Origin of the sequence: Lysobacter cavernae (assembly GCF_042648505.1) — a bacterium.
In the GTDB taxonomy this organism is placed as follows: domain Bacteria; phylum Pseudomonadota; class Gammaproteobacteria; order Xanthomonadales; family Xanthomonadaceae; genus Lysobacter_L; species Lysobacter_L cavernae.
In genome coordinates this window covers 899097-924742 of the sequence record NZ_JBHRXK010000001.1, presented here as the reverse complement: position 1 = coordinate 924742, position 25646 = coordinate 899097, and the positions used below count along the sequence as shown (strand labels likewise).

23 protein-coding genes are annotated in these 25646 nt (G+C 66.9%); 13 read left to right on the top strand and 10 right to left on the bottom strand.

Translation table 11 applies throughout. The features are described from left to right. Window position 1: 1 nt before the first annotated feature. Entirely contained in the window at window positions 2-1000 is a 999-nt protein-coding gene (locus ACFOLC_RS03915) for a polyprenyl synthetase family protein (RefSeq protein ID WP_386757691.1), read from the bottom strand. Window positions 1001-1171: 171 nt separating this feature from the next. Between ACFOLC_RS03915 and ssb the strand changes: the two genes are divergently transcribed. From ssb to ACFOLC_RS03885, 6 genes are all read left to right on the top strand, one after another. After that, window positions 1172-1702 carry a single-stranded DNA-binding protein gene (gene ssb / locus ACFOLC_RS03910; RefSeq protein WP_386757689.1) on the top strand — a complete coding sequence of 177 codons (531 nt, stop codon included), beginning with the start codon at window positions 1172-1174 and terminating at the stop codon, window positions 1700-1702. A 47-nt stretch (window positions 1703-1749) separates the two neighbouring features. Then, window positions 1750-2805: a dTDP-glucose 4,6-dehydratase gene (rfbB, locus tag ACFOLC_RS03905; protein WP_386757687.1), complete on the top strand. Its 1056-nt coding sequence runs from the start codon at window positions 1750-1752 to the stop codon at window positions 2803-2805. A gap of 43 nt (window positions 2806-2848) precedes the next feature. Further along, window positions 2849-3733, top strand: coding sequence for a glucose-1-phosphate thymidylyltransferase RfbA (gene rfbA, locus ACFOLC_RS03900; RefSeq protein WP_386757685.1), 885 nt, complete (start codon window positions 2849-2851; stop codon window positions 3731-3733). Further along, on the top strand, window positions 3730-4287 hold the full coding sequence (gene rfbC, locus ACFOLC_RS03895) for a dTDP-4-dehydrorhamnose 3,5-epimerase (RefSeq protein ID WP_386757683.1): 558 nt from the start codon (window positions 3730-3732) through the stop codon (window positions 4285-4287). Before rfbA ends, rfbC begins: the two co-directional genes overlap by 4 nt. Continuing rightward, window positions 4284-5183 carry a dTDP-4-dehydrorhamnose reductase gene (rfbD, locus tag ACFOLC_RS03890; RefSeq protein ID WP_386757681.1) on the top strand — a complete coding sequence of 300 codons (900 nt, stop codon included), beginning with the start codon at window positions 4284-4286 and terminating at the stop codon, window positions 5181-5183. Before rfbC ends, rfbD begins: the two co-directional genes overlap by 4 nt. A 104-nt stretch (window positions 5184-5287) precedes the next feature. Then, complete coding sequence (locus tag ACFOLC_RS03885) at window positions 5288-7264, top strand: alpha/beta hydrolase family protein (protein ID WP_386757679.1); 1977 nt, start codon at window positions 5288-5290, stop codon at window positions 7262-7264. 88 nt (window positions 7265-7352) lie between these two features. On the opposite strand, the gene ACFOLC_RS03880 is transcribed toward ACFOLC_RS03885, so the two are convergent. Continuing rightward, complete coding sequence (locus tag ACFOLC_RS03880) at window positions 7353-9128, bottom strand: peptide MFS transporter (RefSeq protein ID WP_386757677.1); 1776 nt, start codon at window positions 9126-9128, stop codon at window positions 7353-7355. 224 nt (window positions 9129-9352) lie between these two features. On the opposite strand from ACFOLC_RS03880, the gene ACFOLC_RS03875 reads away from it, so the two are divergent. Then, the gene (locus ACFOLC_RS03875) at window positions 9353-11302 is read left to right on the top strand and encodes an OPT family oligopeptide transporter (protein ID WP_386757675.1); all 1950 of its coding nucleotides are present in this window, start codon (window positions 9353-9355) and stop codon (window positions 11300-11302) included. A 100-nt stretch (window positions 11303-11402) separates the two neighbouring features. Next, window positions 11403-13469, top strand: a complete 2067-nt coding sequence (locus ACFOLC_RS03870) for a prolyl oligopeptidase family serine peptidase (protein ID WP_386757673.1) — start codon at window positions 11403-11405, stop codon at window positions 13467-13469. A gap of 81 nt (window positions 13470-13550) precedes the next feature. Here ACFOLC_RS03870 and ACFOLC_RS03865 read toward each other — a convergent pair whose 3' ends face one another. From ACFOLC_RS03865 to ACFOLC_RS03845, 5 genes are all read right to left on the bottom strand, one after another. Then, window positions 13551-13820 (bottom strand): YbdD/YjiX family protein, encoded by a 270-nt coding sequence (locus ACFOLC_RS03865; RefSeq protein ID WP_449284287.1) that lies wholly within the window; start codon window positions 13818-13820, stop codon window positions 13551-13553. After that, window positions 13792-15852, bottom strand: a complete 2061-nt coding sequence (locus ACFOLC_RS03860) for a carbon starvation CstA family protein (RefSeq protein WP_386757671.1) — start codon at window positions 15850-15852, stop codon at window positions 13792-13794. The genes ACFOLC_RS03865 and ACFOLC_RS03860 overlap by 29 nt, the downstream gene beginning before the upstream one ends. A 117-nt stretch (window positions 15853-15969) precedes the next feature. Then, on the bottom strand, window positions 15970-16971 hold the full coding sequence (gene corA / locus ACFOLC_RS03855; protein WP_386757669.1) for a magnesium/cobalt transporter CorA: 1002 nt from the start codon (window positions 16969-16971) through the stop codon (window positions 15970-15972). A 31-nt stretch (window positions 16972-17002) separates the two neighbouring features. Next, a complete protein-coding gene (locus tag ACFOLC_RS03850; protein WP_386757667.1) occupies window positions 17003-18157 on the bottom strand; it encodes a lipoprotein N-acyltransferase Lnb domain-containing protein in 1155 nt (384 codons plus the stop codon). Between the two features lie 52 nt (window positions 18158-18209). Beyond that, window positions 18210-19094: an HlyC/CorC family transporter gene (locus tag ACFOLC_RS03845; RefSeq protein ID WP_386757665.1), complete on the bottom strand. Its 885-nt coding sequence runs from the start codon at window positions 19092-19094 to the stop codon at window positions 18210-18212. 262 nt (window positions 19095-19356) lie between these two features. Here ACFOLC_RS03845 and ACFOLC_RS03840 point away from each other — a divergent pair, with 262 nt between their 5' ends. After that, the gene (locus ACFOLC_RS03840; protein ID WP_386757663.1) at window positions 19357-19845 is read left to right on the top strand and encodes a hypothetical protein; all 489 of its coding nucleotides are present in this window, start codon (window positions 19357-19359) and stop codon (window positions 19843-19845) included. A gap of 31 nt (window positions 19846-19876) precedes the next feature. On the opposite strand, the gene ybeY is transcribed toward ACFOLC_RS03840, so the two are convergent. The 3 genes from ybeY to ACFOLC_RS03825 all read right to left on the bottom strand — a co-directional run bounded on the left by ybeY (window position 19877) and on the right by ACFOLC_RS03825 (window position 21628). Further along, a complete protein-coding gene (ybeY, locus tag ACFOLC_RS03835) occupies window positions 19877-20356 on the bottom strand; it encodes an rRNA maturation RNase YbeY (protein ID WP_386757661.1) in 480 nt (159 codons plus the stop codon). A gap of 11 nt (window positions 20357-20367) precedes the next feature. After that, entirely contained in the window at window positions 20368-21354 is a 987-nt protein-coding gene (locus ACFOLC_RS03830; RefSeq protein WP_386757659.1) for a PhoH family protein, read from the bottom strand. Between the two features lie 127 nt (window positions 21355-21481). Then, window positions 21482-21628 carry a hypothetical protein gene (locus tag ACFOLC_RS03825; protein WP_386757657.1) on the bottom strand — a complete coding sequence of 49 codons (147 nt, stop codon included), beginning with the start codon at window positions 21626-21628 and terminating at the stop codon, window positions 21482-21484. 244 nt (window positions 21629-21872) lie between these two features. On the opposite strand from ACFOLC_RS03825, the gene ACFOLC_RS03820 reads away from it, so the two are divergent. Genes ACFOLC_RS03820 through ACFOLC_RS03805 form a run of 4 tightly spaced genes read left to right on the top strand, consistent with a single transcriptional unit; the run spans window position 21873 to window position 25637 of the window. Then, entirely contained in the window at window positions 21873-22571 is a 699-nt protein-coding gene (locus ACFOLC_RS03820; protein WP_386757655.1) for a TetR/AcrR family transcriptional regulator, read from the top strand. Between the two features lie 14 nt (window positions 22572-22585). Beyond that, on the top strand, window positions 22586-23569 hold the full coding sequence (locus tag ACFOLC_RS03815) for an HlyD family secretion protein (RefSeq protein WP_386757653.1): 984 nt from the start codon (window positions 22586-22588) through the stop codon (window positions 23567-23569). Between the two features lie 20 nt (window positions 23570-23589). Further along, entirely contained in the window at window positions 23590-24525 is a 936-nt protein-coding gene (locus ACFOLC_RS03810) for an ABC transporter ATP-binding protein (RefSeq protein WP_386757978.1), read from the top strand. Further along, the gene (locus tag ACFOLC_RS03805; protein ID WP_386757651.1) at window positions 24522-25637 is read left to right on the top strand and encodes an ABC transporter permease; all 1116 of its coding nucleotides are present in this window, start codon (window positions 24522-24524) and stop codon (window positions 25635-25637) included. The genes ACFOLC_RS03810 and ACFOLC_RS03805 overlap by 4 nt, the downstream gene beginning before the upstream one ends. Window positions 25638-25646 lie beyond the last annotated feature (9 nt).

The window sequence follows — 25646 nt, the reverse complement described above, 5'->3', positions numbered from 1 at the left end:
TTCAATGATCGCGGTTGACCGCGTAGCGGGCCAGGCCGCGCAGCGCCAGGGTGTAGTCGTTGTCTTCGAGGCCGTCGAGCGCGCGTTCGGCGGTCTGGGCGTATTCGCCGGCGCGTCGTCGGCTGTAGTCGAGGCCGCTGGTGGCGTGGATCGCAGCCAGCACGTCCGGCATCGCGCCGGTATCGCCGTGCTCAATGGCCGCACGCAGCCGCGCCCGCGTCACTTCATCGCTGTGCGCGATCGCATGGATCAGCGGCAGCGTCGCCTTGCCTTCGGCCAGGTCATCGCCGAGGTTCTTGCCCAGCGTCTGCGCGTCGGAGGCGTAGTCGAGCACGTCGTCGGCGATCTGGAACGCGTAGCCGAGGTTGAGACCGTACTCGTGCAGCGCGTCGCAGGTGGCCGTATCCGCGCCGGACAGCAGTGCCCCCAGTCGCGTCGCGGCGGCGAACAGCACCGCGGTCTTGCGCTCGATCACACGCAGGTAGGCGGCCTCGTCGGTGTCCGGATTGCGCACGTGCAGCAGCTGCAGCACCTCGCCTTCGGCGATCTGGTTGGTGGTGTCGGCGAGGATCTGCATCACCGCCATGCGCTCCAGTTCGACCATCAATTGAAAGCTGCGCGAGTACAGGAAGTCGCCGACCAGCACGCTGGCGGCGTTGCCCCAGACCGCATTGGCGGTCTTGCGGCCACGGCGCAGGTCGGATTCGTCGACCACGTCGTCGTGGAGCAGGGTGGCGGTGTGGATGAACTCGATCACGGCCGCCAACTGGTGCGCGTCCGGGCCACGGTGGCCCAATGCCCCGGCCGCGAGCAACAGCAGCATCGGCCGCAGCCGCTTGCCGCCGGCGCCGACGATGTACTCGGCGACCTGGTTGATCAGCACCACGTCCGAGGCCAGTCGTCGCCGGATCAGGGCGTCGACCGCCGTCATGTCCTCCCGGGCCAGGGACTGGATCGTGCCCAGGTCGGGGACGGGCAGGGTCGGGGCGCTCGAATCCATGATCAGGCCGGTTCAGTGGGGAAGCGAATTATACGGGGCCTGTACGGCCGTTCCGATGGATTCAGGAAAGCCCGACAGGCCGACGCGGGCCGTTCTGATGGTCCCGAGGCGCCGGGTATACTGCACTGTCGGTCGCCAGCCCCGGCGACACAGAGAAGGACACGCATACCCATGGCACGCGGCATCAACAAGGTCATCCTGGTCGGCAACCTCGGCAACGACCCCGAAACCAAATACACCCAGGGCGGCATGGCGGTGACCAAGGCCAGCCTGGCCACGACCAGCGTGCGCAAGGACCGCGAAGGCAACACCCAGGAGCGCACCGAGTGGCACCGGGTGACCTTCTTCGGCAAGCTCGGCGAGATCGCCGGCGAGTACCTGCGCAAGGGCAGCCAGGTCTACGTCGAGGGCTCGATCCGCTACGACAAGTACACCGGCCAGGACGGTGTCGAACGCTACTCCACCGACATCATCGCCGACGAGATGCAGATGCTCGGCGGTCGCGGTGAGGGCGGCGGCGGTGCTGGTGCCGGACGCGGCGAGTTCCGCGGCGGCAGCGCCGGCGACCGCAGCGAGCGCCCGGCGCGCGCGCCGTCCCGCCAGGAAGGTTCCGGTCAGGGGCACGCCCCGCGCCGCGAAGCCCCGCCGGCCAAGGCGAACGACTTCGCCGATGACTTTGCCGACGACGATATTCCGTTCTGATCGTTGGTACATCAGACTTGTCTACCGACTTATCAGGAGCCCCCTGAGTGCGAACTTGGCTTGTGACTGGCGGCGCCGGATTTATCGGCGGTAATTTCGTGCTGGATGCTGTAAGGCAAGGTGTTCGGGTAATCAATCTCGATGCACTGACCTATGCGGGAAATCTAGACACACTGAGCTCGATTCAGGGCGAATCAAATCACGTGTTCGTGCAGGGGGACATCGGCGATGCGGCGCTGATCGAGCGCCTGCTGCGTGAGCACCGCCCTGATGCGGTGATCAACTTCGCGGCCGAGAGCCATGTTGATCGCTCCATCGATGGGCCGGCTGCCTTCGTGCAGACCAACGTGGTCGGCACGCTGAACCTGCTTGAACGCAGTCGTGATTATTGGCGATCGCTGGACGAGGTTGGCCGTGCTGAGTTCCGCTTCCTGCACGTGTCGACCGATGAGGTCTATGGTTCGCTCGGTGACACCGGAAAGTTCACCGAACTGACCCCGTACGCACCGAATTCGCCGTATTCGGCCTCGAAGGCGGCCTCCGACCATCTGGTCCGCGCCTTCCACCACACCTACGGCCTGCCGGTGGTGACCACCAACTGCTCTAACAATTACGGGCCGTATCAGTTTCCCGAGAAGCTCATCCCGCTGGTGATCGCCAAGGCCGTTGCCGGGGAGTCGCTGCCCGTGTACGGCGATGGCCGCAACGTGCGTGACTGGCTGTTCGTCGGCGATCACTGCGCCGCTATCCGATGCGTGCTTGACGCCGGTCGTCCCGGCGAGACCTACAACGTGGGTGGCGATGCCGAACGGCAGAACCTTGCCGTGGTCACGGCGATCTGCCGCCTGCTGGATGAGCGCTTGCCGCTGTCCGGCGGACATGCGCGTGAATCCCTGATCACCTTCGTGAAGGACCGCCCCGGCCATGATCGTCGCTATGCGATCGATGCCTCCAAGCTGAAAAACGAGCTTGGCTGGACGCCGCAGGTGAGCTTCGAGCAAGGCATCGCGCTGACCGTGAGCTGGTACCTCGACCACCAACCGTGGGTGCGGCGTGTGCTGGACGGCAGCTATCGCCTCGAACGCATCGGTGCGACGGCGTGAAGCGGCAGCGATCGGCGGCGACATCTTTTCGAGAGGCATTCGCATGAGTCGCAAAGGGATCGTGCTCGCCGGTGGTTCAGGTACCCGGCTGTATCCGATCACGCAGGCAATCAGCAAGCAGCTGTTGCCGGTGTACGACAAGCCGATGATCTATTACCCGCTCAGCGTGTTGATGCTGGCGCGGATACGCGAAGTGCTGATCATCAATACGCCACACGAGCAGATTCTGTTCAAGAACCTGCTGGGCGATGGCTCGCAGTGGGGCATGAAGATCGAGTATGCCGTACAGCCGAGCCCCGACGGGCTGGCGCAGGCCTATCTGATCGGCGAGGATTTCGTTGCCGGCCAGCCCAGTTGCCTGGTGCTTGGCGACAACATCTTCCACGGCCCGGGGCTGACCGCGATGCTCAAGCGCGCCAGTGCCCAGGAGCAGGGGGCGACCGTGTTCGGGTATTGGGTGCGCGACCCGGAGCGTTACGGCGTCGCCGAATTCGATGCGCAGGGGCGAGTGATCGGTCTGGAGGAGAAGCCCTCCGCGCCGCGCTCGAACTATGCAGTCACCGGCCTGTATTTCTATGACGGCCGCGCCAGCGAGTTCGCCTCGCGGCTCAAGCCGTCGCCACGGGGCGAACTCGAAATCACCGACCTGAGCCGCTGCTATCTGGAAGAAGGCTCGTTGCAACTCGAACAACTCGGTCGCGGCTACGCCTGGCTGGATACCGGTACCCATCAGTCGTTGTTGGAGGCGTCCAACTACATCGAGACCATCGAAGCCCGTCAGGGGTTGAGGGTCTGCTGTCCAGAGGAAATCGCCTGGAGCAACGGCTGGATCGATGACCAGCAGCTTGCGGACCTGGCCAGGCCGTTGGCGAAGAATGGCTACGGACAGTACCTGCTTGGCCTGACCCAGCGGGGCTTCGTTCCGTGAAACTGATAGACACCGGATTGCCCGGTTGTGTGGTGATCGAACCCCGTGTGCACGGTGATGCGCGTGGTTTTTTTTACGAATCGTTCAACCACGACAAGTTGGCCGCACACGGGCTTGCTCAAACTTTCGTTCAGGGCAATGTGTCCTCGTCGAGTCGCGGCGTCTTGCGTGGCTTGCACTATCAATGGCCCAAGCCGCAGGGCAAGTACGTTTCGGTCATTGAAGGCAACGTGTGGGATGTTGCGGTCGATATCCGCCGCGGTTCGCCGACTTTCGGCCGTTGGGCCGCGGCCCTGCTGAACGCGGAGAACAAGCGCCAGATGTGGATACCGGAAGGGTTTGCGCACGGCTTCGTGGTTCTGAGCGAGCGTGCGGTGTTCACTTACCTTTGCACGGCCACGTATGACGCGCAGGCCGATGCCAGCATCCGTTGGGACGACCCACGCCTGGCCATAGACTGGCCGGTGAGCACGCCGGTGTTGTCTGACAAGGATGCCCGGGCACCATTGCTGGACGAGGTTGCCGAAGACCGGTTGCCGATCTGCACCACATGAAGATCCTGCTGATCGGCGGCAACGGCCAGGTCGGCGACGCACTGCTGCACGCGTTGGCGTCGCTTGGTGAGGTGATCGCGACGACGCGGTCGGGCCAGTTGGACGATGGCCGCGCGTGCGAACGCCTGGACCTGTCGGATCTCGACGCCATCGTGCCTTTGGTGGAGCGTCTTCGTCCGGACGCGGTGGTGAACGCCGCTGCCTACACCGCCGTCGACCGCGCCGAGGACGAACCCGAAGCGGCATTTGCCGTCAACGCGCGCGCTCCCGAACGACTGGCGCAGGCCTGCGCCGCGTTGGATATCCCATTGGTGCATTACTCGACGGACTACGTGTTCGACGGTTGCGGCACTCGCCCGTACCGCGAGAACGATCCGACCGATCCGCTGGGCGTCTACGGCCAAAGCAAGCGCGCCGGCGAGGAGGCCATCGCCTGCAGCGGCGCACGGCACCTGATCCTGCGCACCGCCTGGGTCTATGGCCTGCACGGGCACAACTTCCTGCGCACCATGCTGCGATTGGGCGCGCAGCGCGATGAGTTGCGCGTGGTTGCCGACCAGCGCGGTTCGCCGACCCCGGCCTGGCTGATTGCGGACGTGACGGCCGCAATACTCAAGCAGGGCATTGTCGAGCCGGGAGTGCGTCATCTGGTGGCCGAGGGCGAGACGAACTGGCATGGGTTTGCCGAGGCCATCTTCGAACAGGCCGCCGAGCAGGGCCTGATCGCGAATTCCCCGCGGGTGGTGCCGATCACCACCGCGGACTACCCGACCCGCGCTCGTCGTCCGGCCTACTCGGTCCTGGACACGACGCGTCTCGTGCACGAGTACGCCATATCGCTGCCGACCTGGCGGCAGGCCCTGGCGACCACCCTGCGGGGCGACCGCAGCGGCTGAGAACCACGGGGGGGTACGCCGTGCCTGCCGCGATTGGGTGCGCTAGGCTTGGGCCGGGGCGTAACCAACCAGGGGATATCTCGATGGTCATTCGGCACTTGGCGATGCTGGGCATCATGCTGTCCGTCGGTACGGCAGTCGCTGCCGATCAACCTGCCGCAGCACTCGACGTACAGGCCTTCGTCAAGAAGGATCAGTTCCGCACGATCAAGATTTCACCCGCTGGCGACTACCACGCCGCAACGCTTCCGCTGGAAGACCGGACCGCACTGGTCATCCGCCGCCGTACGGACATGGCGGCCACCGCCTCGGTCGAGTTCGGCAAGCACCAGCACATCGTCGACTTCTGGTGGGTGAACCCGGAGCGCGTGCTGATCAGCATGGCCTACAAGATCGGCGACCTCGAGGAGCCGATGCCGACAGGTGAGCTGTATGCGATCGACGCAGACGGTGGCCGGGTCGAGAACCTGATCGGCCAGCGCGTGGTGGGGCGCAGCGGCGATACCCGGATCCAGCCGAAGAAGGTGGAAGCGGTCGCCGCGTTCCTGATCGATGATCTGCCCGACGACGACAAGAACGTGATCATTTCGGTCGAGGCATTCAACGCCGACCCATTGGCGCGCGTGGAGAGGCTCAATGTGTACACCGGCCATCGCAGCGCCATCACACTTGCGCCGGTGCGCAATGCGCGGTTCACGACTGACAGCCAGGGGATCGTGCGTTTTGCCCGTGGTTTCGGTGCCGATGGCATAAACAAGCTGTACTACCGCAAGAGCGACGAAGCTTCGTGGCAGTTGATCAACGACGAAGCGCGCAGCGACCGGATCGAGCTGGCGCTTGGGTTCTCGGCCGACGACAAGGTGGCGTACCTGCAGGTGGAGCAGGCCAGCGGCCCCGATGCGATCGTGGCGATGGACGTGGCCACCGGTCTGCGAAAGGAGCTTCTGCGCGACGATGATTCGGACCCGGCGCGCGTCATCTACAGGCCGGGCAGTTCCGTCCCGATCGGCGCGGTCTTCATGGACGGCAAGCCGCGCATGGCGTTCTTCGATGATGCCTCGCCGGAGGCCCGGCTTTACCGCAGCCTGGCAACGGCGTTCGGCGGGGATGTTCCCTTCATCACGTCGAGTACCGCCGATGGCAACCTGTCCCTGGTGGAAACTTATGGCGACCGCAATCCCGGCGACTTCTTCGTATTCGATGGGGTTGCCAAGAAGGCCGATTACCTGATCAGTCGCCGCAACTGGTTCAATCCGGCGACCATGGCCGGGATGCGCCCCATTGCGCTCACGGCGCGCGATGGCTTGCCGCTGAAAGGGTATCTCACCCTGCCGCCTGGCTCGGATGGCAAGAACCTGCCCATGGTGGTAATGCCCCACGGCGGGCCGTATGGCGTTCGGGACGACTGGGGTTTCTCCGATGAACCGCAATTGCTCGCATCGGCGGGTTATGCAGTGCTGCAGATCAACTTCCGTGGCTCATCCGGGTATGGACGTGCGTTCACGCAGGCCGGCGCCCGGGAGTGGGGCGGCAAGATGCAGGACGATGTCACCGATGCGACGCGTTGGGCGATCCAGCAAGGCATCGCCGATGCCGGGCGGGTCTGTATCTACGGCGCCAGCTACGGTGGCTACTCGGCGCTGCTTGGGGTCGCCAAGGAACCGGACCTGTACAAGTGTGCGGCTGGCTACGTGGGCGTGTACGAGTTGCCGCTGATGTATGAGGAAGACGCGATGCGCTCCGGTTCCAACCGCACCTACCTGCAGCGGTGGGTCGGTGCACGCGAGCAACTGGCCGAGGTGTCGCCCACGCGCATGGCCGATCGGATCAAGGTGCCGGTGTTCCTGGCGGCCGGCGGCGAGGATCAACGTGCGCCGATAGCGCACTCGAAGCTCATGGAAAAAGCCCTGCGCAAGGCCAGCGTGCCGGTGGAAACGCTCTACTACGACACCGAAGGCCATGGCTTCTATGTCGAGGAGCACCAGCGCGAGTACTACAGCCGCTTGCTGGCGTTCCTTTCGCGCAGCCTGGGCGGGCGTGTGGCGACGACAGGCGGTGGTGACGTGGCGGCGGCGAAGTGACGAAGCAAGTGGCGAGGCCTTGGCACTGACGGCGCTACCGGGCGTCGTCGCTGTCAGGTGCGGGCCGCAGTGCGGTACTGGGCTCCTGTTACTTCACTCCATGCATCATCCGCTTCAGCGCCGGCGCCGCGATGAAGGCCAGCACCGCCCAGCCAATGCCCATCCACATCATCAGCCAGAACAGGTCGGCGTACTTGCCGCCGGCGTCGGCGAAATCGAGCGTGGCGCCTTCGGGGATATCGACCGCGGCCAGTTTTCCGAACAGTGCCGCCAGCGTTTCCGAGAACGCCGTGGCCAGGAACCAGGTGCCCATCATCAGGCTGACCACGCTCTTCACCGACAGCTGGGTAACGGCGGCCAGGCCGACCGGCGACAGGCACATTTCGCCAATCTCCAGCACCAGGTAGGCGAGCACCAGCCACCACACGCTCGCCAAGGTGCCGGTCGCCCCGGCCTGCTGCGCGGCCCAGCCCAGCGGGATGAAGCTCAGCCCGGCGAAAAGCAGGCCCCAGGCCGACTTGACCGGCTTGGAGGGGTCGAGGTTACGGCGGTCGAGCCAGCCCCACAGCCCGCTGAACATCGGTGCCAGCAGCACCAGGAACAATGCGCCCAGGTAGGTCAGCGAGCCGGCGGTCTGCGGTAGCACCACGCAGTCGCGCAGCAGGAACACCAGCATCGTCACGATCGCGCCGGCGAACAGCAGCTTCGGCAGCGGTGAGTCCGGGCGCCGGTCCGACAACGCGGCCGAGGCGACGAACGCCAGCGGCGCCAGCAGCAGCGACACCGTCGACCACGGCCACGGTGTGCCATCGCGGATCACCAGCGCCGGCAGCACGTCCTTGGTCAGCATGCGGTCGGTGAAGGTCACCCAGGAACCGTAGGTCTGCTCGTAGAGGGTGAAAAACACCAGGGCCATGAAGATCATCGCCATCATTGCCAGCATCTGCTGGCGCTGCACCGGCGTGCAGCGGGCCGTGATGAACCAGGCGAACCAGGCCAGCACCGCGAGCATCACCAGCAGCATCAGCAGCAAGGCCAGCGAGACCTCGCCGGCGAGGGCGAAGCGGCCATTGGCGACGGCCCACATCAACGCCGCGATCGGAGCCAGCGCCAGCAGCGAACCCAGGTAGATCGCCCATTCGCGCGGCAGGCCGAACACGCGCTCGCGCAGGCGGGTGGGGGCCGGGGGTTCGGCGTGGCCGTGCAGGTACTTCTGCCCCCACAGAAACTGCGCCAGCCCGAGCAGCATGCCGATGCCGGCGGCACCGAAGCCCCACTTCCAGCCCAGCGTCTGGCCGAGATAACCGCACACCAGCGACGCGAACAGCGCGCCGAGGTTGATGCCGGCATAGAACAACGAGAACCCCGAGTCGCGACGCGGGTCGTTGTCGGGGTACAGCCGGCCGACGATGGTGGAGATGTTGGGCTTGAGGAAGCCCACGCCGAGGATGATCAGTGCCAGCGAGAGGTAGAACACCCGCAACGCGCCCTCGTCGCGCGCCACCACGCCGTGGCTGATGCTGGCGGCGTGGCCTTCGACCGCCATGCCGGCGTGGCCGCAGACCAGCAGCAGCCCGCCGAAGACCACCGCCTTGCGCATGCCGAGGAAGCGGTCGGCCAGCAGCCCGCCGACCACCGGCAGGCAGTAGACCAGGCCACCGTAGGCACCGAGCACGTCCAGGCCGGAGCGGTCGCCGAACTTGTGGTGCTGCAGCAGGTACAGCAGCAGCAACGCCTTCATCCCGTAGAAGGAGAAGCGCTCCCACATCTCGGTGAAGAAGCAGACGTAGACGCCTTTGGGGTGGCCGAAGAGCTCATCGCGCGGATCCCGCGCGACGGCGGGCGGGGCGGGGCTGGCGGGCACGGGCGGCTACCGGACGGGAACGGGCGAGTATAGCCAGCGACCAGGGGGCTTCGGCCGGGGCTTTGGCCCAATGGCGAGGCGCTGTCTCGTTCAAGGTCCTCTCTTCGCCGTGACCTTTCCCGGCCGGGTTGTTACCTCTTCATGTCATTTCGCCCGCCGGCTTTTACAGGCGCCGCCGGCGGGTGCGATCATCGGCGACCGCTGGATTCCGCCTGGAGATGCCGATGGCTTCGCCCGCTACGCCGCAATTGACCTTCCGTGCCGTGCTGCTGGCCGTCGTGCTGGCGGTGATCCTGTCCGCCGCCAATGCCTACCTGGGCCTGTTCGCGGGTCTGACCATCGCCACCGCCATCCCGGCGGCGGTGGTGTCGATGGGCGTGCTGCGCCTGCTCGGCGGCGGCTCGATCCTGGAGAACAACATCGTCCAGACCGGCGCCTCGGCCGGTTCGTCGATCGCCGCCGGCGTGATCTTCACGATCCCGGCGCTGATCATCATGGGCTACTGGCCCGACTTCAAATACTGGTGGGTGGTCGGCATTGCCGGTCTGGGTGGCCTGCTCGGCGTGCTGTTCTCGGTGCCGCTGCGCCGCTCGATGATCGTCGAGGAGCCGCTGCCGTTCCCCGAAGGCAAGGCCGCGGCTGAAGTGCTCAAGGCCGGTGAACACCCCGGCCCGGGCCTGAAGATCCTCGGCGTCGCGGCCTCGCTGGGCGCGCTGGTCAAGCTCGCCGCCGAAAGCGGCCTGCGCCTGATCCCGGACAACGCCGTGGCCTCGGGCTGGATCGGCAAGTACTTGGGCTACATGGGCACCAACCTGTCGCCGGCGCTGCTGGGCGTGGGTTACATCGTCGGCCTCAACATCGGCATTGTGGTGGTGTCCGGCAGCATCCTGTCGTGGCAGTTCGCGATTCCGATCTACCACGCGTTCTTCCTCAACTCCGATCCAGCGCTCGCCGCGCAGATCGCCGGTGCGTCCGCCGCCGATGCAGGTGGCGCGATCTGGTCGGCCAAGATCCGCTACCTCGGCGTGGGCGCGATGCTGATCGGCGGCATGTGGACGCTGTTCTCGCTGCGCAAGTCGCTGGCCTCGGGCATCAAGAGCGGCCTGGCCGCGGCGCGCAAGGGCGGCGGCCTGGCCGTCGCCGAGACCGAGCGCGACCTGCCGATGAAGTGGATGCTGGTCGCGCTGGCCGCTTTCGTGGTGCCGCTGTGGATGCTGTACCACGCCATCGTCGGCAGCTGGGGCATCAGCCTGACGATGACGATCATCATGATCGTCGCCGGCTTCCTGTTCGTGTCGGTGTCGGCGTACCTGGCCGGCCTGGTCGGGTCGTCCAACAACCCGGTGTCGGGCATCACCATCGCCACCATCCTGTTCGCCTCGCTGGTGCTGATGCTGCTGCTCGGTCGCGACTCGGCCATTGGCCCGGTCGCCGCGATCATGATCGGCGCGGTGGTGTGCTGCGCGGCGGCGGTCGGCGGCGACAACCTGCAGGACCTCAAGGCCGGCTACATCGTCGGCGCGACGCCGTGGAAACAGCAGCTGATGCTCGGCATCGGTGCGTTTTCGTGTGCGCTGATCATGGCGCCGGTGCTGAACCTGCTGGCGCAGGCTTACGGCATCGGTGCGCCGACGGCGGAACACCCCAACGCGCTGTCCGCACCGCAGGCGACGCTGATGGCCTCGGTTGCCAAGGGCCTGTTCGGCGGCAAGTTGCCGTGGGGCATGATCGCCATCGGTGCGGTCATCGGCGCATTGACCATCGCGTTCGACGAATGGCTCAAGTCGCGCAAGTCGCACTTCCGCGTGCCGGTACTGGCCGCGGCCATCGGCATCTACCTGCCGCTGGAACTGATGGTGCCGATCTTCCTCGGCGGCCTGCTGTCCTACATCGTCGAGCGCCGCCACGGCCTGACGCTGGACAGTGACGAGACCGACCGTGACCGCGCGCATCGTCCCGGCACGCTGTTCGCTGCCGGTCTGATCACCGGCGAAGCGTTGACCGGCATCGCGATCGCGGTCCCGATCGTCGTCTCCGGTCGCGCCGATGTGTTGTCGCTGGGCACGCACCTGGGGCCGTGGGTGGGACTGGCCATCCTCGCCTTCGTCGGCTGGCTGCTGTATCGCAGCAGCGTGCGCAACGGCGGGGCCGAAGCCGCCAAGCCCAACGCCTGATCCAACAAGCAGCCGTCATTCCCGCCTACGCGGGAATGACGGTCTGAAATCACCAGCGGACCGTGTACAGGTGCGCCCGCATGCACAACGAGAACACGCTATGACGCCACGCCACGCCATCCTCCCGCTCGCCCTGCTGCTGGCCTGCGGCTCTACTTCCGCATTCGCCGCACGCGGTTTCGAAGTGCGCGACCTCGCCACGCTCGACCGCGTGTCCTCGCCGGCACTGTCGCCGGACGGTCGCCGTGTCGTATTTGCAAAGCGCGTGGCCGACCTGGCCGCCAACAAGGGTTCGACGTCGCTGTGGATCGAGGACCTGTTCGCGCGCGATGCGGCGCCGCCGAAGCGCCTGACGCCTGAGGGCTGGAACGTCAATTCGCCGAGCTTCTCGCCCGACGGCAAGACCGTGTACTTCCTCAGCGGCAAGTCGGGCAGCTCGCAGCTGTACGCGATCGCGGCCAGCGGCGGCACGCCGAAGCAGGTGACCGCGTTCGCGGCCGATGTCGGTGGCTACCAGATCTCGCCGGATGGCAAGCGCATCGCGTTCAATGCCGAAACCTTCGCCGATTGCGCCAGTGACCTGGCCTGCGCCAAGAAGAAGGTGGACGCACGCGGCGAGCAGAAGAACACCGGCGTGGTGTTCGACCGCATGTTTATCCGTCACTGGGATGCGTGGAACGACGGCCGCCTCAACCGACTGTTCGTCGCGACGCTGGCCGACAAACCGGTGAGCAGTGCGACGCTGGTCAGCGGCGATGTCAACGGCGATGTGCCCTCCAGGCCGTTCGGCGACAGCAGCGAGTACACCTGGGCGCCGGACTCGCAGAGCCTGGTGTTCAACGCGCGCATCGCCGACGCCAAGGAACCGACCTCGACCAACTTCGACCTGTACCAGGTCAATGCCGACGGCAGCGGCGCGGCGAAGAACCTCACCGCCGCCAACCCGGCCTGGGACACCGGCGCCACTTTCAGCGCCGACGGCAAGACCCTCTACTACCGCGCCATGCAGCGCCCGGGTTTCGAAGCCGACCGCTTCGCGCTGATGGCGCTCGACCTGGTCAGCGGCCAGCGCCGCGAGATCGCGCCGCAGTGGGACCGATCCGCCGACGGCATCACCCTGTCGGCAGACGGCGAGACGATCTACACCACCGCCACGGACCTGGGCGAGCACCCGCTGTTCGCGATCGACATCGCCAGCGGCAAGGCGAGCAAGCTGATCGGCGACGGCAGCATATCGGCGATCGCCCTGGCCGGGCCGACGCTGGCCTTCACCCGCAACACGCTCAACAGCGGCGACCAGTTGTTCACCACCAGCGCCGATGCCACCGCACCGCAGCGCGCGATCACTCCCAGCACCGGTGAGACACTGAAGGACGTGAGCTTCGGCACCTTCGAACAGTTCAACTTCAAGGGCTGGAACGGCGACACCGTGCACGGCTACGTGGTCAAGCCGTGGAACTACGTCGAAGGCAAGAAGTACCCGGTCGCCTTCCTCATTCATGGCGGCCCGCAGGGTAGCTTCGGCAACGGCTGGAGCTATCGCTGGAATCCGCAGACCTATGCCGGTCAGGGCTACGCGGTGGTGATGATCGACTTCCACGGTTCGACCGGCTACGGCCAGGCCTTCACCGACGCGATCAGCCAGCACTGGGGCGATCGCCCGCTGGAAGACCTGCAGAAGGGCTGGGCCGCGGCGCAGAAGCAGTACAGCTTCCTCAACGGCGACAAGGCCTGCGCATTGGGCGCGAGCTACGGCGGTTTCATGGTCAACTGGATCGCCGGCAACTGGAACCAACCCTGGAAGTGCCTGGTCAACCACGACGGCGTGTTCGACCAGCGCATGATGGGTTACGCGACCGAGGAGCTGTGGTTCACCGAATGGGAGCAGGGCAGTACACCGTTCGCCAAGCCTGCGAACTACGAGAAATTCAACCCGGTCAACCACGTCAAGGACTGGCGTGTGCCGATGCTGGTGATCCATGGCCAGCTCGATTTCCGCATTCCGGTCGAGCAGGGCATCGGTGCGTTCACCGCGCTGCAGCGCCAGGGCATCGAGTCGAAGTTCCTGTACTTCCCGGACGAGAACCACTGGGTGCTCAAGCCGCAGAACTCCGTGCAGTGGCACGACACTGTCAACGGCTGGCTCAAGCAGCACATCGGCCAGTAACGCGGCCGTGCCGGATAAAACGAAAGGGCGGGGCCATTGGCTCCGCCCTTTCGTTTGAGCGCCACACGGGGTGCGGTCATGTCAGCAGCAGCGCGAGCGGCCCTTGCCGTAGCGCGCGTCCATGCGCTCGCGGAAGAATTCATCGCGGGTCATCGGCGTGCGTTCGGGATGATTGCGGCGGATATGCTCGGCGTAGTTGTCGTAGTCGGGAATGCCGATCGCCAGGCGTGCGGTCCGGGCGCTCGCACGCCACCAGGTCGCGAGCAGGCCGACGACGACGCGCACCACGCGCGTCGTCGTCCCTGCCGTCACCATGTCGCCGTCAGCGGGCAACGGCGTCCAGCGCGACATAGTCGCTCTCCTTCGCCGTCGGCGCCTGGCTGCGGCGCGCTGCGAATGCCGCGCGCAGGCCGAAGAACACCGTCGCCACCACCACCGCCACGAACAGCGCGCACAGGCCGGCGTCGAGGTAGTTGTTGAAGATCACGCGCGACATGTCGTCCATCGACTTGGCCGGCGCCAGCACCTCGCCACGCGCGGCGGCATCGGCGAACTTGCGGGCGTTGGCGATGAAGCCGATCTTCGGGTCCGGGTGGAACAGCTTCTGCCAGCCCGCGGTGAGCGTGCAGATCAGCAGCCACGCGGTCGGGATCAGCGGGATCCACAGGAACTTCTCCCGCTTCATCTTCACCATCACCACGCTGCAGAACACCAGCGCGATGCCGGCCAGCATCTGGTTGGCGATGCCGAACAGCGGCCACAGCGTGTTGATGCCGCCGAGCGGGTCGACCACGCCCTGGTAGAGGAAGTAGCCCCACAGCGACACCGCGATCAGCGTGCAGACGATGTTGCTGACCCAGCTTTCGGTGTGCTTGAACGGCTCGTAGACCAGGCCAGCCAGCTCCTGGATCATGAAGCGCGCCACGCGCGTGCCGGCGTCGACCGTGGTGAGGATGAACAGCGCTTCGAACAGGATCGCGTAGTGGTACCAGAACGCCATCATGCCTTCGCCCGGGATCAGCCCGTGCAGGATCTGCGCCATGCCCACCGCCAGCGTCGGTGCACCGCCGGTGCGCGAGAGGATGCTGCTCTCGCCGATCTCCTTGGCCGTCGCGGTCAACACCTCCGGCGTGAGCACGAAGCCCCAGCTGGAGATCGCCGCAGCCGCGGATTCGGCGGTGGTGCCGATCAGCGCGGCGGGGGCGTTCATGGCGAAGTACACGCCGGGCTGCAGCACGCAGGCGGCGATCAGCGCCATGATCGCGACGAAGGCTTCCATCAGCATGCCGCCGTAGCCGACCAGCGGCAGATCACGCTCGTTGGAGATCATCTTCGGCGTGGTGCCCGAGGAGATCAGCGCGTGGAAACCAGAGACCGCGCCACAGGCGATGGTGATGAACAGGAACGGGAACAACTTGCCCGAGAACACCGGGCCGGTGCCGTCGACGAACTTGGTCAACGCCGGCATCTGCAGGTCCGGCATGGCGATCACGATGGCCAGCGCCAGGATCAGCACCGTGCCGATCTTGAGGAAGGTCGACAGGTAGTCGCGCGGTGCCAGCAGGAACCACACCGGCAGCACCGAGGCGACGAAGCCGTAGGCGATCATCAGCCACGCCAGCGTGGTGCCCTTGAGGTGGAACAGTGGGCCCCAGGTCGGGTGCGCGGCGACCAGGCCACCGCCCCAGATGGCCAGCAGCAGCAAGACGAAGCCGATGACCGAGACCTCGAGGATGCGGCCCGGGCGGAAATAGCGCAGGTACAGGCCCATCAGGATCGCGATCGGAATCGTCATCGCCACGGTGAAGGTGCCCCACGGGCTTTCCGCCAGCGCCTTGACCACCACCAGCGCCAGCACCGCCAGCAGGATCACCATGATCATCAGGATGCCGATCATCGAGATCACGCCCGCGGCCGGGCCCATCTCGGCGCGGATCATCTCGCCCAGCGAACGGCCATCACGGCGCGTGGAGAAGAACAGGATCAGCATGTCCTGCACGGCGCCGGCGAGGACCACACCGAACAGGATCCACAGTGTGCCAGGCAGGTAGCCCATCTGCGCGGCCAGTACCGGGCCGACCAGGGGGCCGGCACCGGCGATCGCGGCGAAGTGGTGGCCGAACACCACGCTCTTCTCGGTCGGGACGTAGTCGAGGCCGTCGTTGCGGCGCCAGGCCGGCGTTGCCCGCGACGGGTCGATCATCAGCGCATTGCGCGAGATGTACAGGCCGTAGAAACGGTAGGCGATGGTGAACACCGACACCGCCGCCACCACCAGCCACATCGCGCTGATGGTCTCGCCGCGATGCAGTGCGATGGTGCCGATACAGAATGCGGCCAGTACCGCGAGTGCGGCCCAGCCCAACCAGGACAAACCTTTCATGACGCCCCTCCGGATGGATCACCGAAGGGTCGCGCCAGCGGACGCGCCGGGTCAATGCGCAGTGCGCAATAACGACTGCGACTTTGGTCTAAGCCGACGGGCGGTGGTGCGGCACGCTCACAACCATTTGGCGCGCCGCAGTACGCGGAACAGCACGGTACAGACCAGTACGGTGACGCCGATCACGATGTAATAGCTGTAACGGCCCGGCAACTCGGGCATGTGCACGAAGTTCATGCCGTACCAGCTGGCGATCAGCGTCGGCGCGGCCAACAGCGCGGCCCAGCCAGCCAGGCGCTTGACCACTTCACCCTGGCGGATCGTCACCAGCGACAGGTTCACGCTCATCGCCGCGGTCAGCATCTCGCGCAGGGTGTCGGTGGTCTCGTTGATGCGCACGGCGTGGTCGAGCACGTCGCGGAAGTAGAGCTGGCTTTCCTCGTCGATCAGGGTGGTACGCGCGCGAGCCAGCTGGCCGAGGATGTCCTGCAGCGGCGACACCGCCATGCGCAACCGGGTCAGCTCGCGCTTGAGCTCGTAGAGCTTCTTGACGGTGTCCTTGCGGAAGTCCTCTGCGAAGACATCCTGCTCGAGCTCGATCAGGTCCTGGCTGAACTCTTCGACGATCGGCGCGAAGTTGTCGACGATCAGGTCCAGCACCATGTACAGCGCCGCGCCGGGGCCGTGCACCATGTCCTCGGACTCGCGCTCCAGGCGCGCACGCGCCGGGGCGTAGCTGGTCGAGGCGCCGTGGCGCACGGTCACCAGGTAGCGAGGTCCGACGAACAGGTGGGTCTCGCCGAAGCGGATGTGGCTGTCGACCGTCTGCGCGGTGTGCACCACGATGAACAGCGAGTTGCCGTAGCTCTCGATCTTCGGTCGCTGGTGCGCGTTCTGTGCATCCTCGACGGCCAGGTCGTGCAGGTTGAACTCCTCCTGCAGCTTGTCGAGGATGCCCTCGTCGGGCTCGTACAAGCCAACCCAGACAAAGCTGCCGTCGTCGACCGCGAGCGCGTCGCTGATGGCATCGAGGCTGATGTCACGGCGCTGGCCGTCGCGGCTGTAGACCGCGCAGTTGATCACGCACTGGGGCAGGGTTGGATCCTTCATGCCGGGCATCGTGCCCGCGCCGCTCGGCGTGGGCAAGCCGTCAGCGCTTGCGCAGGGCGAGCCAGAGGCCGGCATGGGCCGGCAGCAGCAGCGCGACCCAGTGTGCATTGCGTTGCGGGTACACCGGCAGCCAGTACGCAAACAGCGCGATCACCGCGAGCAGGACGATGGCGCCGAGGATGCGCGCGAACCACGGACCGGCGGCACGCCCGCGCAGCACCCGCCAGGCGCCGGGCAGCAGCAGCCAGCACAGCGGATTGAGCAGCAGCAGGTTGTGGTTGGCCCAGCCGTAGCGGTGATCGGTGCCGAGCCAGATGAACAGCATCAGCGCGCCCAGGGCACCGGCCAGCGTCCACAACGGCAGCGCCAGCGTCACCAGCATGCGCGTGCGGCGACCGCCGAGCCAGATCGCGCCGACACCGATCGCAAGGCCAGCCAGCGCCCACGGCCACAGCCGCACCGGTGCCTCGGTCGGTTCCGGCGCGATGCGATGCGGCAGCAGTTCCTGTTCCTCGCGGACCAGCGGCCGGCCCTGCGTGTTCTTGACTTCGCGCAGTGCGGCGGCGAGGCGCATCGGCACGTAGGACTCGGCCCACACCGGCAGCGGCTGGTCGGCAGCCGGGCCCAGGCCGATGTCGAAGCCCAGCCACATCCACCACGCCGGCGACGCCAGGCGCACCGCCTCGCTGCGGTAGGTGGCCCCGTGCGAGCGGCCTTCGATCTGGCGACGCAGGCCGCCGCCGAGGGCGCGGTCGATGGCGTCGCGCACGCGGGTGGAGCAGTTGTCGTCGAAGTACTGGTAGCGGTAGTGGGCGTGTTCGGGGAGCGCGTTCTCGGCCAGTGCGTCGGCCAGGCCCCGCGCCTGGGCGTCGTCGAGGTCGAGCCACTGCACGCTGACACCGCGGCCCTCCTCGCGGTACATCGCCAGGTCCTGCTCGAACGGCAACGCCGCCAGTCGGTAGCGCATGTCGCCGCGGACGAAGCGGGCGATGAAGTCCGGCTCGCCGGGGTCGAAGAAGCCGAAGTTGTACGAGGTGGCCGCACCGGTCTGGGGGTCGACCACCACGATCGCATCGTGGCCGAAGCGCTCGAAGAAGATCTCGCCGGGCTGCATCGTGACCATGCCGATGCGCGGCGTGGCGGCGAGCGCGCTGGCCGCGGTCAGCCACAACAGGCACACCGCGAGCAGTCGCATCAAGCTGTGGGCCAGAGGAAACCTACGGAGCCGAAGCCCTGCCACCAGAGCTTCAGGCATCGCTGAGCACACCGACGTGGAAGGCGTGGACACGGCGCGCATCGGCGCCGGATACGCGGAACACGAAGCGGCCGAGGGTCAACTCCTCGCCGGCCTCGGGCAAGTGGCCGATGGCGGCAGTGATCAGGCCGCCGATGGTGTCGTACTCGTCGTCGTCGAAATCGGCGCCGAAGCGCTCGTTGAAGTCGGCGATCGGCGTGAGCGCATCGACCACGAACTGACCGTCGGCCTGCGCCGCGATCAGCGCATTCGGGTCTTCGGCGTCGTCGTGCTCGTCGTCGATCTCGCCGACGATCTGCTCCAGCACGTCCTCGATCGTGACCAGGCCGGCGACGCCGCCGTGCTCGTCGATCACGATCGCCATGTGGTTGCGTGACTGGCGGAACTCGCGCAGCAGCACGTCCAGACGCTTGGATTCGGGAATCAGCACCGCCGGGCGCAGCAGCTCGTGGATGCTGCCAGGGCCGTTGTCGGCGACCACGCCGCGCAGCAGGTCCTTGGCCAGCAGCACGCCGAGGATCTCGTCCTTGTCCTCGCCGTGCACCGGGAAGCGCGAGTGCCCCGATTCGACCACCTGCTTCATCAGGTCGAGGAACTTGCCATCGGCCGGCAGCACGACCATCTGCGAGCGCGTGATCATCACGTCGCCGACGGTGAGGTCGGAGACCGCGATGGCGCCTTCCATCATCCGCAGCGTGTCGGCAGCGATCAGGCCGTCGGCCTGCGCATCGCGCAGCAGCTCGACCAGGTCCTCGCGGGTGGTGGGTTCGCCGGACAGCGCCGAACTGATGCGTTCGAGCCAGGAGCGCGGTTTCTCGTGCGGCCGCCGTTCCTGGGCTTCCGACGTATGGGAGTTACTACTGTCGTCCTCGGACATTGTGTTCTAGAGGATGCCCGGGGGGATGGGCGTCTGGCTCAGTTTAGCGCGGATGCGGGGCCGGGTGGCTGCAGCCTGGCGCAGTGGCCGAAGTGCCGCCTCTGTCGGAAATTCCCTGGGCCTCCGTGCGGCGATTCCCGCACACAGGTCGAGCGCTGTGCCCATGGTGGACGTTGCCGCGTCGCTTCACGCTGGCGACACGTCGTGAAGCATGGGAGCCATGCGGCGACACCGATCACACTTTCAAGTTCAAGGAGGAATCATGCGACTGCACTTGCACGTATTGGCGGCAGGATTGGCAATGCTGTCCGCCGGCTCAGCCGGCGCGGTGTCGGCGACCACGGCCGGTCCCCATGTCGACGTGTCGTCCTACCTGCGCACCGATGCCGAGATCGAAGCCTGGTACCTGCTGCGCTCGCGACTGCGCGACGACTTCGATGCCATCTGCGGCGATACCTTCTGCGAAGGTGACTACAGCAACATCGAGTCGCTGCGTTACCAATGCTCGGTCGATCAGGTCAATGGACGCATCGGGCGCTGTCTGTGGGTATTCGCCGCCAGCAACGAGGAGATCGACCCCGCCACCGGCCGGATCGTGGTGCAGCCGCGGGTCTGGCGCTGCCCGACGCCGTTGCCGGCGCGCACCACGATCGAGGCGCTGCTGGGGTCGTTGACGGTTGAATCACCGTTGTACGCGCCGCTTCCCGGGGGCAACCGCTCGATCTACGACGGCCTGGTCGATTGCCTGTGAGTGTCTGCCGCGGCTGGGCGCAGTGTTGCGCTCAGTCGCGGTAAGGGTCGGCGATGCCAAGCGAGGCCAGGATCTCGCGTTCGAGCTGCTCCATGCAGATCGCGTCGGTCTCGTCGTCGTGATCCCAGCCCAGCAGGTGCAGGGCGCCATGCACGGTGAGGTGCGCGTAGTGCGCGATCAGCGGCTTTTTCTGTTCCTTGGCCTCGCGCGCGACCACCGGTGCACAGATCACCAGGTCGCCGAGCAAGGGCATTTTCACGCCCTTGGGCAGCCCCTCCGGCAGGTCCGCGGGAAAGCTCAGCACGTTGGTGGCGTAATCCTTGCCACGGTAGTGGCGATTGAGCGCGCGACCTTCCTTGGTGCCGACGATGCGGATGGCCAGGTCGGCCTCGCGGATGCGGCTGTCGAGGGCCGCGGCCACCCACTTGCGGAAGCTCACCGCTGCGGGAATGCCGGTGCGCGGCACGGCGTAGTTGATCGCCACGTCAAGACGGACAGGGCCTTTGGTCATGGTGTCATCGCTCAGGTAGCCGGGCCGGTGGCCGTGGCTTGCGCGTCGCGCGCGTCGTAGGCGGTGACGATGCGCGCCACCAGCGGATGGCGGACCACGTCGCGCGCCTCGAAGAAGGTGAAGCTGATGCCGTTGACGTTGCGCAGCACGTCGAGTGCGTCCTTGAGGCCGGACTTCTGGTGCTTGGGCAGGTCGACCTGGGTCATGTCGCCGGTGACCACGGCGGTGCTGCCGTAGCCGATGCGGGTCAGGAACATCTTCATCTGCTCGATCGTGGTGTTCTGCGCTTCGTCGAGGATCACATAGGCATCGTTAAGCGTGCGTCCGCGCATGTAGGCCAGCGGCGCGATCTCGATGACGTTCTTCTCCAGCAGCTTGACCACCTTCTCGACGCCGAGCATCTCGTAGAGCGCGTCGTACAGCGGGCGCAGATAGGGGTCGACCTTCTGGGTGAGATCGCCGGGCAGAAAGCCCAGCTTCTCGCCGGCCTCGACCGCCGGTCGCACCAGGATCAGCCGCTGCACGCGTGACTCGTTCAGCGCCTCGACCGCGCTGGCGACGGCGAGGAAGGTCTTGCCGGTGCCGGCCGGGCCGATGCCGAAGTTGATGTCGTGGGTGGCGATCGCATGCAGGTACCTGGCCTGGTTGGCGCCGCGTCCGCGGATCGTGCCGCGCTTGACGCGGATCGCGACCTCCTGCGGTTCGACGTCGTCGTTGACCGTCGGCTCGCCGTCGATTTCGGTCAAACGCAGGTGGATGGCCGCTTCGTCGAGGGTTTCTTCGTCGGCTTCCTGCCACAGCGAGCGCAGCAGTCTCTCGGCCTTGCCGACCGCGAGTTGCGGACCGACGACGCGGAATATGTTGCCGCGGTTGGCGATCTCGACGCCGAGGCGCAATTCGATCAGGCGCAGGTGGCCGTCGAAGGGGCCGCTGAGGTTGGCCAGGCGTTCGGTTTGCGCGGGCTCGAGGACGAATTCGGAGGTCGTACGTGCAGGCATCGGGGGAGGCTGTCTTCCATGAGCGCGCGCGATCGCGCGTGGGGGCGATCAGCTTGCGCCTGCGTGGCGCTTTTCGCAAAGGGCGGCCACGCTGCGCGAGCCGGCATTGTCCGGGTCGAGGCGACCTTTATCGGGACGCGTTGCGCGGACGCAGCGCGCGAATGAACAGTGCCAAGCCGATGCAGCTCACCACCGTGGCGCCGATCAACCACAGCCAGGTCGACAGATCGGCAGAGAAATGGTCGTGGCGAAAGCCGCGCTGGAAGAACCGCATGAAACCAAGGGCGCCGATGCCACAGAACCACAGGCTCAGGGCAAAACGGCGGAGTGGATTATCGCGAGGAGGGTTGGGCACGGCAGGAAGGTGAGGTGCGTGAGTGGGCACGATAGAACAGCCTGCCCGGGCCGGCGTTGCCGACGCGGGCGGCAAGACTGGGCCGGCCGTGGTTCTAGGATTGGCCAGGACCGCCCGTCGGCAAGATCTTGCAACTAATTCATCAGTGAATTAAATATTGGCCATGAGCCGTTCCGCCCCTTCCGCGCCGCGCGGCAGTGCCGCCAAGGCTGTCAAACCGGTCACAAAGCCCGTCGCAAAGCGTGCCCCCGGTCGCCCCGGCGCCGACAGCCCCGACCTGCGCGAGCGCCTGCTCGATGCCGCCATCGCGTGCTTCACCCGGCAGGGCATCGCCGCCACGCCGCTGCGCAGCATCGCGACCGAAGCCGGCGTGAATCCGGCCCTGCTGCATTACTACTTCGGCGACAAGGCGCAGCTGCAGGAAGCGGTGATCACCGAGCGCATCCTGCCGGTGTTCATGCAACTGCGTGAGCCGTTGCTGCGCACCGACGATGTCGCCGGGCTGGTGGCGGCATTCGTCCAGGGCATCGGCCGGCTCGTCGCCGAGCACCCGTGGCTGCCGGCGCTGTGGGTGCGCGAGGTGCTGTGCGAGGGCGGCGCCTTGCGTGACGTGCTGTTCGAGCGGATTGGTCCGCAACTGCCGCAGATGATGGCGTCGCGCTTTGCCCAGGCACAGGCGCGCGGTGAGCTCAACGAGGACCTGGACCCGCGCCTGCTGATGGTCTCGCTGATCGGCCTGACCCTGTTCCCGGCCGCTGGCGCGCCGATCTGGCGGCGCATGCTGCAGGCCGACGATCTCGATTTCGACACGCTGCGCCGGCACACCCTGGCGTTGCTCGATCGCGGCCTGCGCCGCGACTGAACCTGGAGGTGAACGTGACTGCGAACCACCGAAGCCCGCAGACGAAACGCAGCTGGCGCTGGACCGGGTCGATCGTGCTCGGACTGGCCCTGTCCGGTTGCGGTGACGACCGGCCGCAGGCTCTGGGCACGCTCGAATGGGACCGCGTCGCGCTGCCCGCGCCGGCCGCCGAGAAGATCGTCCGCATCGACGTGCGCGAAGGCCAGCGCGTACAGGCCGGCGCGCGGCTACTGCAACTAGAAGTGACACGCACGCAGTCGCAACTGGCGGCGCTGCAGGCACAGGCGAAGCAGGCCGACGACGTGCTCGACGAGTTGCGGACCGGTCCGCGCAGCGAGGACATCGCCCAGGCCCGCGCCAACCTGGCCGCAGCGCAGGCGCAAGCGGCCGATGCACGTGCCTATTACACACGCCTGCAGCCCTTGGGCCGGCAGCGTCTGGTCGCGGCGGCCGACGTCGACCGTGCCCGCGCGGCCGCCGGCCATGTCGATGCCCAGGTGCGGGCGCTGCAGGCGGCCTTGCTCGAGCTCGAACGCGGCACCCGCCGCGAGCAGATCGCCCAGGGCGAGTCCGCCGTCGCGGCCGCCAAGGCCCAGGCCGCGGCACAGGCGGTGACGCTGGACAAACTCGACCTCACCGCGCCGCGCGCGGGTGTCGTCGACAGCCTGCCGTACCGGCTCGGCGACCAGGCCCCGGTCGGCGCGCCGTTGGCGGTGCTGCTGGTCGGCGATGCGCCGTACGCACGCGTGTACGTACCCGAGCCGATCCGCGCCAGCGTCCGCGTCGGCCAGTCCGCACACGTGTTCGTCGACGGCCGCGAGCAGGCGCTGGACGGCACCGTGCGCATGATCCGCAGCGAGCCCAGCTTCACCCCGTATTACGCGTTGATCGGCAAGGACGCGGCACGGCTGAGTTACCTCGCCGAAGTCACCCTGACCGGCTCGGACGCCATGCAATTGCCGGCGGGCCTGCCGGTGCGGGTCGAGTTCGCGCAATGAGCGAAGCCGCCGCCCCGGCGATCCGCGCGCGCAACCTGACCAAGCGCTTCGGCGCGCTGGTCGCGGTCGACCATGTCGACCTGACCGTGCCGCGCGCGCACGTCTACGGTTTCCTCGGCCCGAACGGCTCCGGCAAGACCACCACCATCCGCATGCTGTGCGGCCTGCTGACGCCGAGCGAGGGCGAGGCCGAGGTGCTCGGCCTGCGCATCCCCGAGCAGGCCGAGGCGCTGCGTCGCCGCATCGGCTACATGACGCAGAAGTTCTCGCTGTTCGAGGACCTGAGCGTGCGCGAGAACCTGGAATTTCTGGCCGCGGTGCAGGACATGCCGAAGGCGCAGGCGGCCAGGCGCATCGACGAACTGCTCGTGCAATACCGCTTCCAGGACCGGCAGCAGCAGCTTGCCGGCACCATGAGCGGCGGGCAGAAGCAGCGGCTGGCGCTGGCCGGCGCGGTGATCCACCAGCCCGAGTTGCTGTTCCTGGACGAACCGACCAGCGCGGTCGATCCGGAGTCGCGTCGCGACTTCTGGGAGAAGTTGTTTGATCTGGCCGACACCGGCACCACCATCCTGGTGTCGACGCACTACATGGACGAGGCCGAGCGCTGTCACCGCATCGCCATCCTCGACCGCGGCGCGCTGGTCGCCGACGGCACCCCGGCCGAGCTGACGGGTGCGCTCGCCGGGCGCACCGTCGAGGTGCTGGCGGCGCAGCCACGGCGCGCGCAGCAGTTGCTGGTCGACGCGCCGGGCGTGCTCAGCGTCGCGCAGATCGGCAACACCTTGCGCGTGTTGACCGATCGCGACGGCGATACGGCGGCGCGGCTGCAGCGCCTGCTGGCGCAGGCGGACCTGCAGGCGGAGGTGTCCGCCTCGCATCCGAACCTGGAGGACGTGTTCGTCTCCGCCACACGGGGCCGCGACAACGAGCGCGCGCAGGAGCGGGCGGCATGAGCCTGCGCCGGCTGTTCGCGATCGTGCTCAAGGAACTGCGGCAGATGCGCCGTGACCGCATCACGCTGGCGATGATCGTCGGCATCCCGGTGATGCAGCTGGTGCTGTTCGGCTACGCCATCAACCTCAACCTGCGTGGGCTGTCGACCGGCATCGCCGACCAGGCCAACAGCGCCGCCTCGCGCGCGGTGGTGATGGACATGGTCGCCACCGGCGTGATCAAGCCAACCGTCAGCGCGACCACGCCACGGGAACTGATGGAGCGCCTGCGCCGTGGCGAGATCAGCATCGGCGTGGTGATCCCGCCGGATTTCGAGCGTCGCCGCTTCGAAGGCCGCGAGGCGGTACAGATACTGGTCGACGGCAGCGACACCGTGGTGCAGAGCGCGGCGATCCAGCTGGCGCAGCTGCCACTGGACCCGCGCCCGAGCAGCAACACCGCGCCACTGAAGGCCGGCCCCGGGCAGGGCGGCGGGCCGGTCAGCGTGGTCACGTTCTACAACCCGGAGCGGCGCTCGGCGGTGAACATCGTGCCGGGCCTGATCGGCGTGATCCTGACCATGACGATGGTGCTGTTCACCGGCGTCGCCATCGTGCGCGAGCGCGAGCGCGGCAACATGGAGCTGCTGATCGCCACGCCGGTGTCGCGCTCGGAGCTGATGATCGGCAAGGTGCTGCCGTACGCGGCGATCGGCCTGATCCAGACCACCGTGGTGCTGGCGCTGGGCGTGTGGCTGTTCGAGGTGCCGATCCGCGGCAGCGTGCTCGATGTGTACCTGGCGGCGGTGCTGCTGATCTTGGCCAACCTGACGCTGGGCCTGCTGATATCGACCAAGGCGCAGTCGCAGTTCCAGGCGATGCAGATGACGTTCTTCGTGTTCCTGCCGTCGATCCTGCTGTCGGGTTTCATGTTCCCGTTCGCCGGCATGCCGCGCGTCGTGCAATGGCTGGCCGAAGTGCTGCCGCTGACGCATTTCCTGCGGCTGATCCGCGGGGTGATGTTGCGTGGAGCCAGCTTGCTGGAACTGTGGCCGGACGTGCTGGCGCTGCTGGCCTTCACCGCGGTGATGATGACGTTGGCGATCTCGCGCTTCCGCAAGCGGCTGGATTGAATTGCGCAG

Excerpts from the sequence above, each read along its gene's own strand:
- corA (WP_386757669.1), bottom strand. The coding sequence starts at position 16,971 with ATGCCCGGCATGAAGGATCCAACCCTGCCCCAGTGCGTGATCAACTGC.
- ACFOLC_RS03870 (WP_386757673.1), top strand. The coding sequence starts at position 11,403 with ATGACGCCACGCCACGCCATCCTCCCGCTCGCCCTGCTGCTGGCCTGC.
- ssb (WP_386757689.1), top strand. The coding sequence starts at position 1,172 with ATGGCACGCGGCATCAACAAGGTCATCCTGGTCGGCAACCTCGGCAAC.
- ybeY (WP_386757661.1), bottom strand. The coding sequence starts at position 20,356 with ATGACCAAAGGCCCTGTCCGTCTTGACGTGGCGATCAACTACGCCGTG.
- rfbA (WP_386757685.1), top strand. The coding sequence starts at position 2,849 with ATGAGTCGCAAAGGGATCGTGCTCGCCGGTGGTTCAGGTACCCGGCTG.
- ACFOLC_RS03845 (WP_386757665.1), bottom strand. The coding sequence starts at position 19,094 with ATGTCCGAGGACGACAGTAGTAACTCCCATACGTCGGAAGCCCAGGAA.
- ACFOLC_RS03875 (WP_386757675.1), top strand. The coding sequence starts at position 9,353 with ATGGCTTCGCCCGCTACGCCGCAATTGACCTTCCGTGCCGTGCTGCTG.
- ACFOLC_RS03830 (WP_386757659.1), bottom strand. The coding sequence starts at position 21,354 with ATGCCTGCACGTACGACCTCCGAATTCGTCCTCGAGCCCGCGCAAACC.
- ACFOLC_RS03840 (WP_386757663.1), top strand. The coding sequence starts at position 19,357 with ATGCGACTGCACTTGCACGTATTGGCGGCAGGATTGGCAATGCTGTCC.
- ACFOLC_RS03825 (WP_386757657.1), bottom strand. The coding sequence starts at position 21,628 with ATGCGGTTCTTCCAGCGCGGCTTTCGCCACGACCATTTCTCTGCCGAT.
- ACFOLC_RS03915 (WP_386757691.1), bottom strand. The coding sequence starts at position 1,000 with ATGGATTCGAGCGCCCCGACCCTGCCCGTCCCCGACCTGGGCACGATC.
- rfbD (WP_386757681.1), top strand. The coding sequence starts at position 4,284 with ATGAAGATCCTGCTGATCGGCGGCAACGGCCAGGTCGGCGACGCACTG.
- ACFOLC_RS03805 (WP_386757651.1), top strand. The coding sequence starts at position 24,522 with ATGAGCCTGCGCCGGCTGTTCGCGATCGTGCTCAAGGAACTGCGGCAG.
- ACFOLC_RS03850 (WP_386757667.1), bottom strand. The coding sequence starts at position 18,157 with ATGCGACTGCTCGCGGTGTGCCTGTTGTGGCTGACCGCGGCCAGCGCG.
- ACFOLC_RS03820 (WP_386757655.1), top strand. The coding sequence starts at position 21,873 with ATGAGCCGTTCCGCCCCTTCCGCGCCGCGCGGCAGTGCCGCCAAGGCT.
- ACFOLC_RS03865 (WP_449284287.1), bottom strand. The coding sequence starts at position 13,820 with ATGTCGCGCTGGACGCCGTTGCCCGCTGACGGCGACATGGTGACGGCA.
- ACFOLC_RS03885 (WP_386757679.1), top strand. The coding sequence starts at position 5,288 with ATGCTGGGCATCATGCTGTCCGTCGGTACGGCAGTCGCTGCCGATCAA.
- ACFOLC_RS03860 (WP_386757671.1), bottom strand. The coding sequence starts at position 15,852 with ATGAAAGGTTTGTCCTGGTTGGGCTGGGCCGCACTCGCGGTACTGGCC.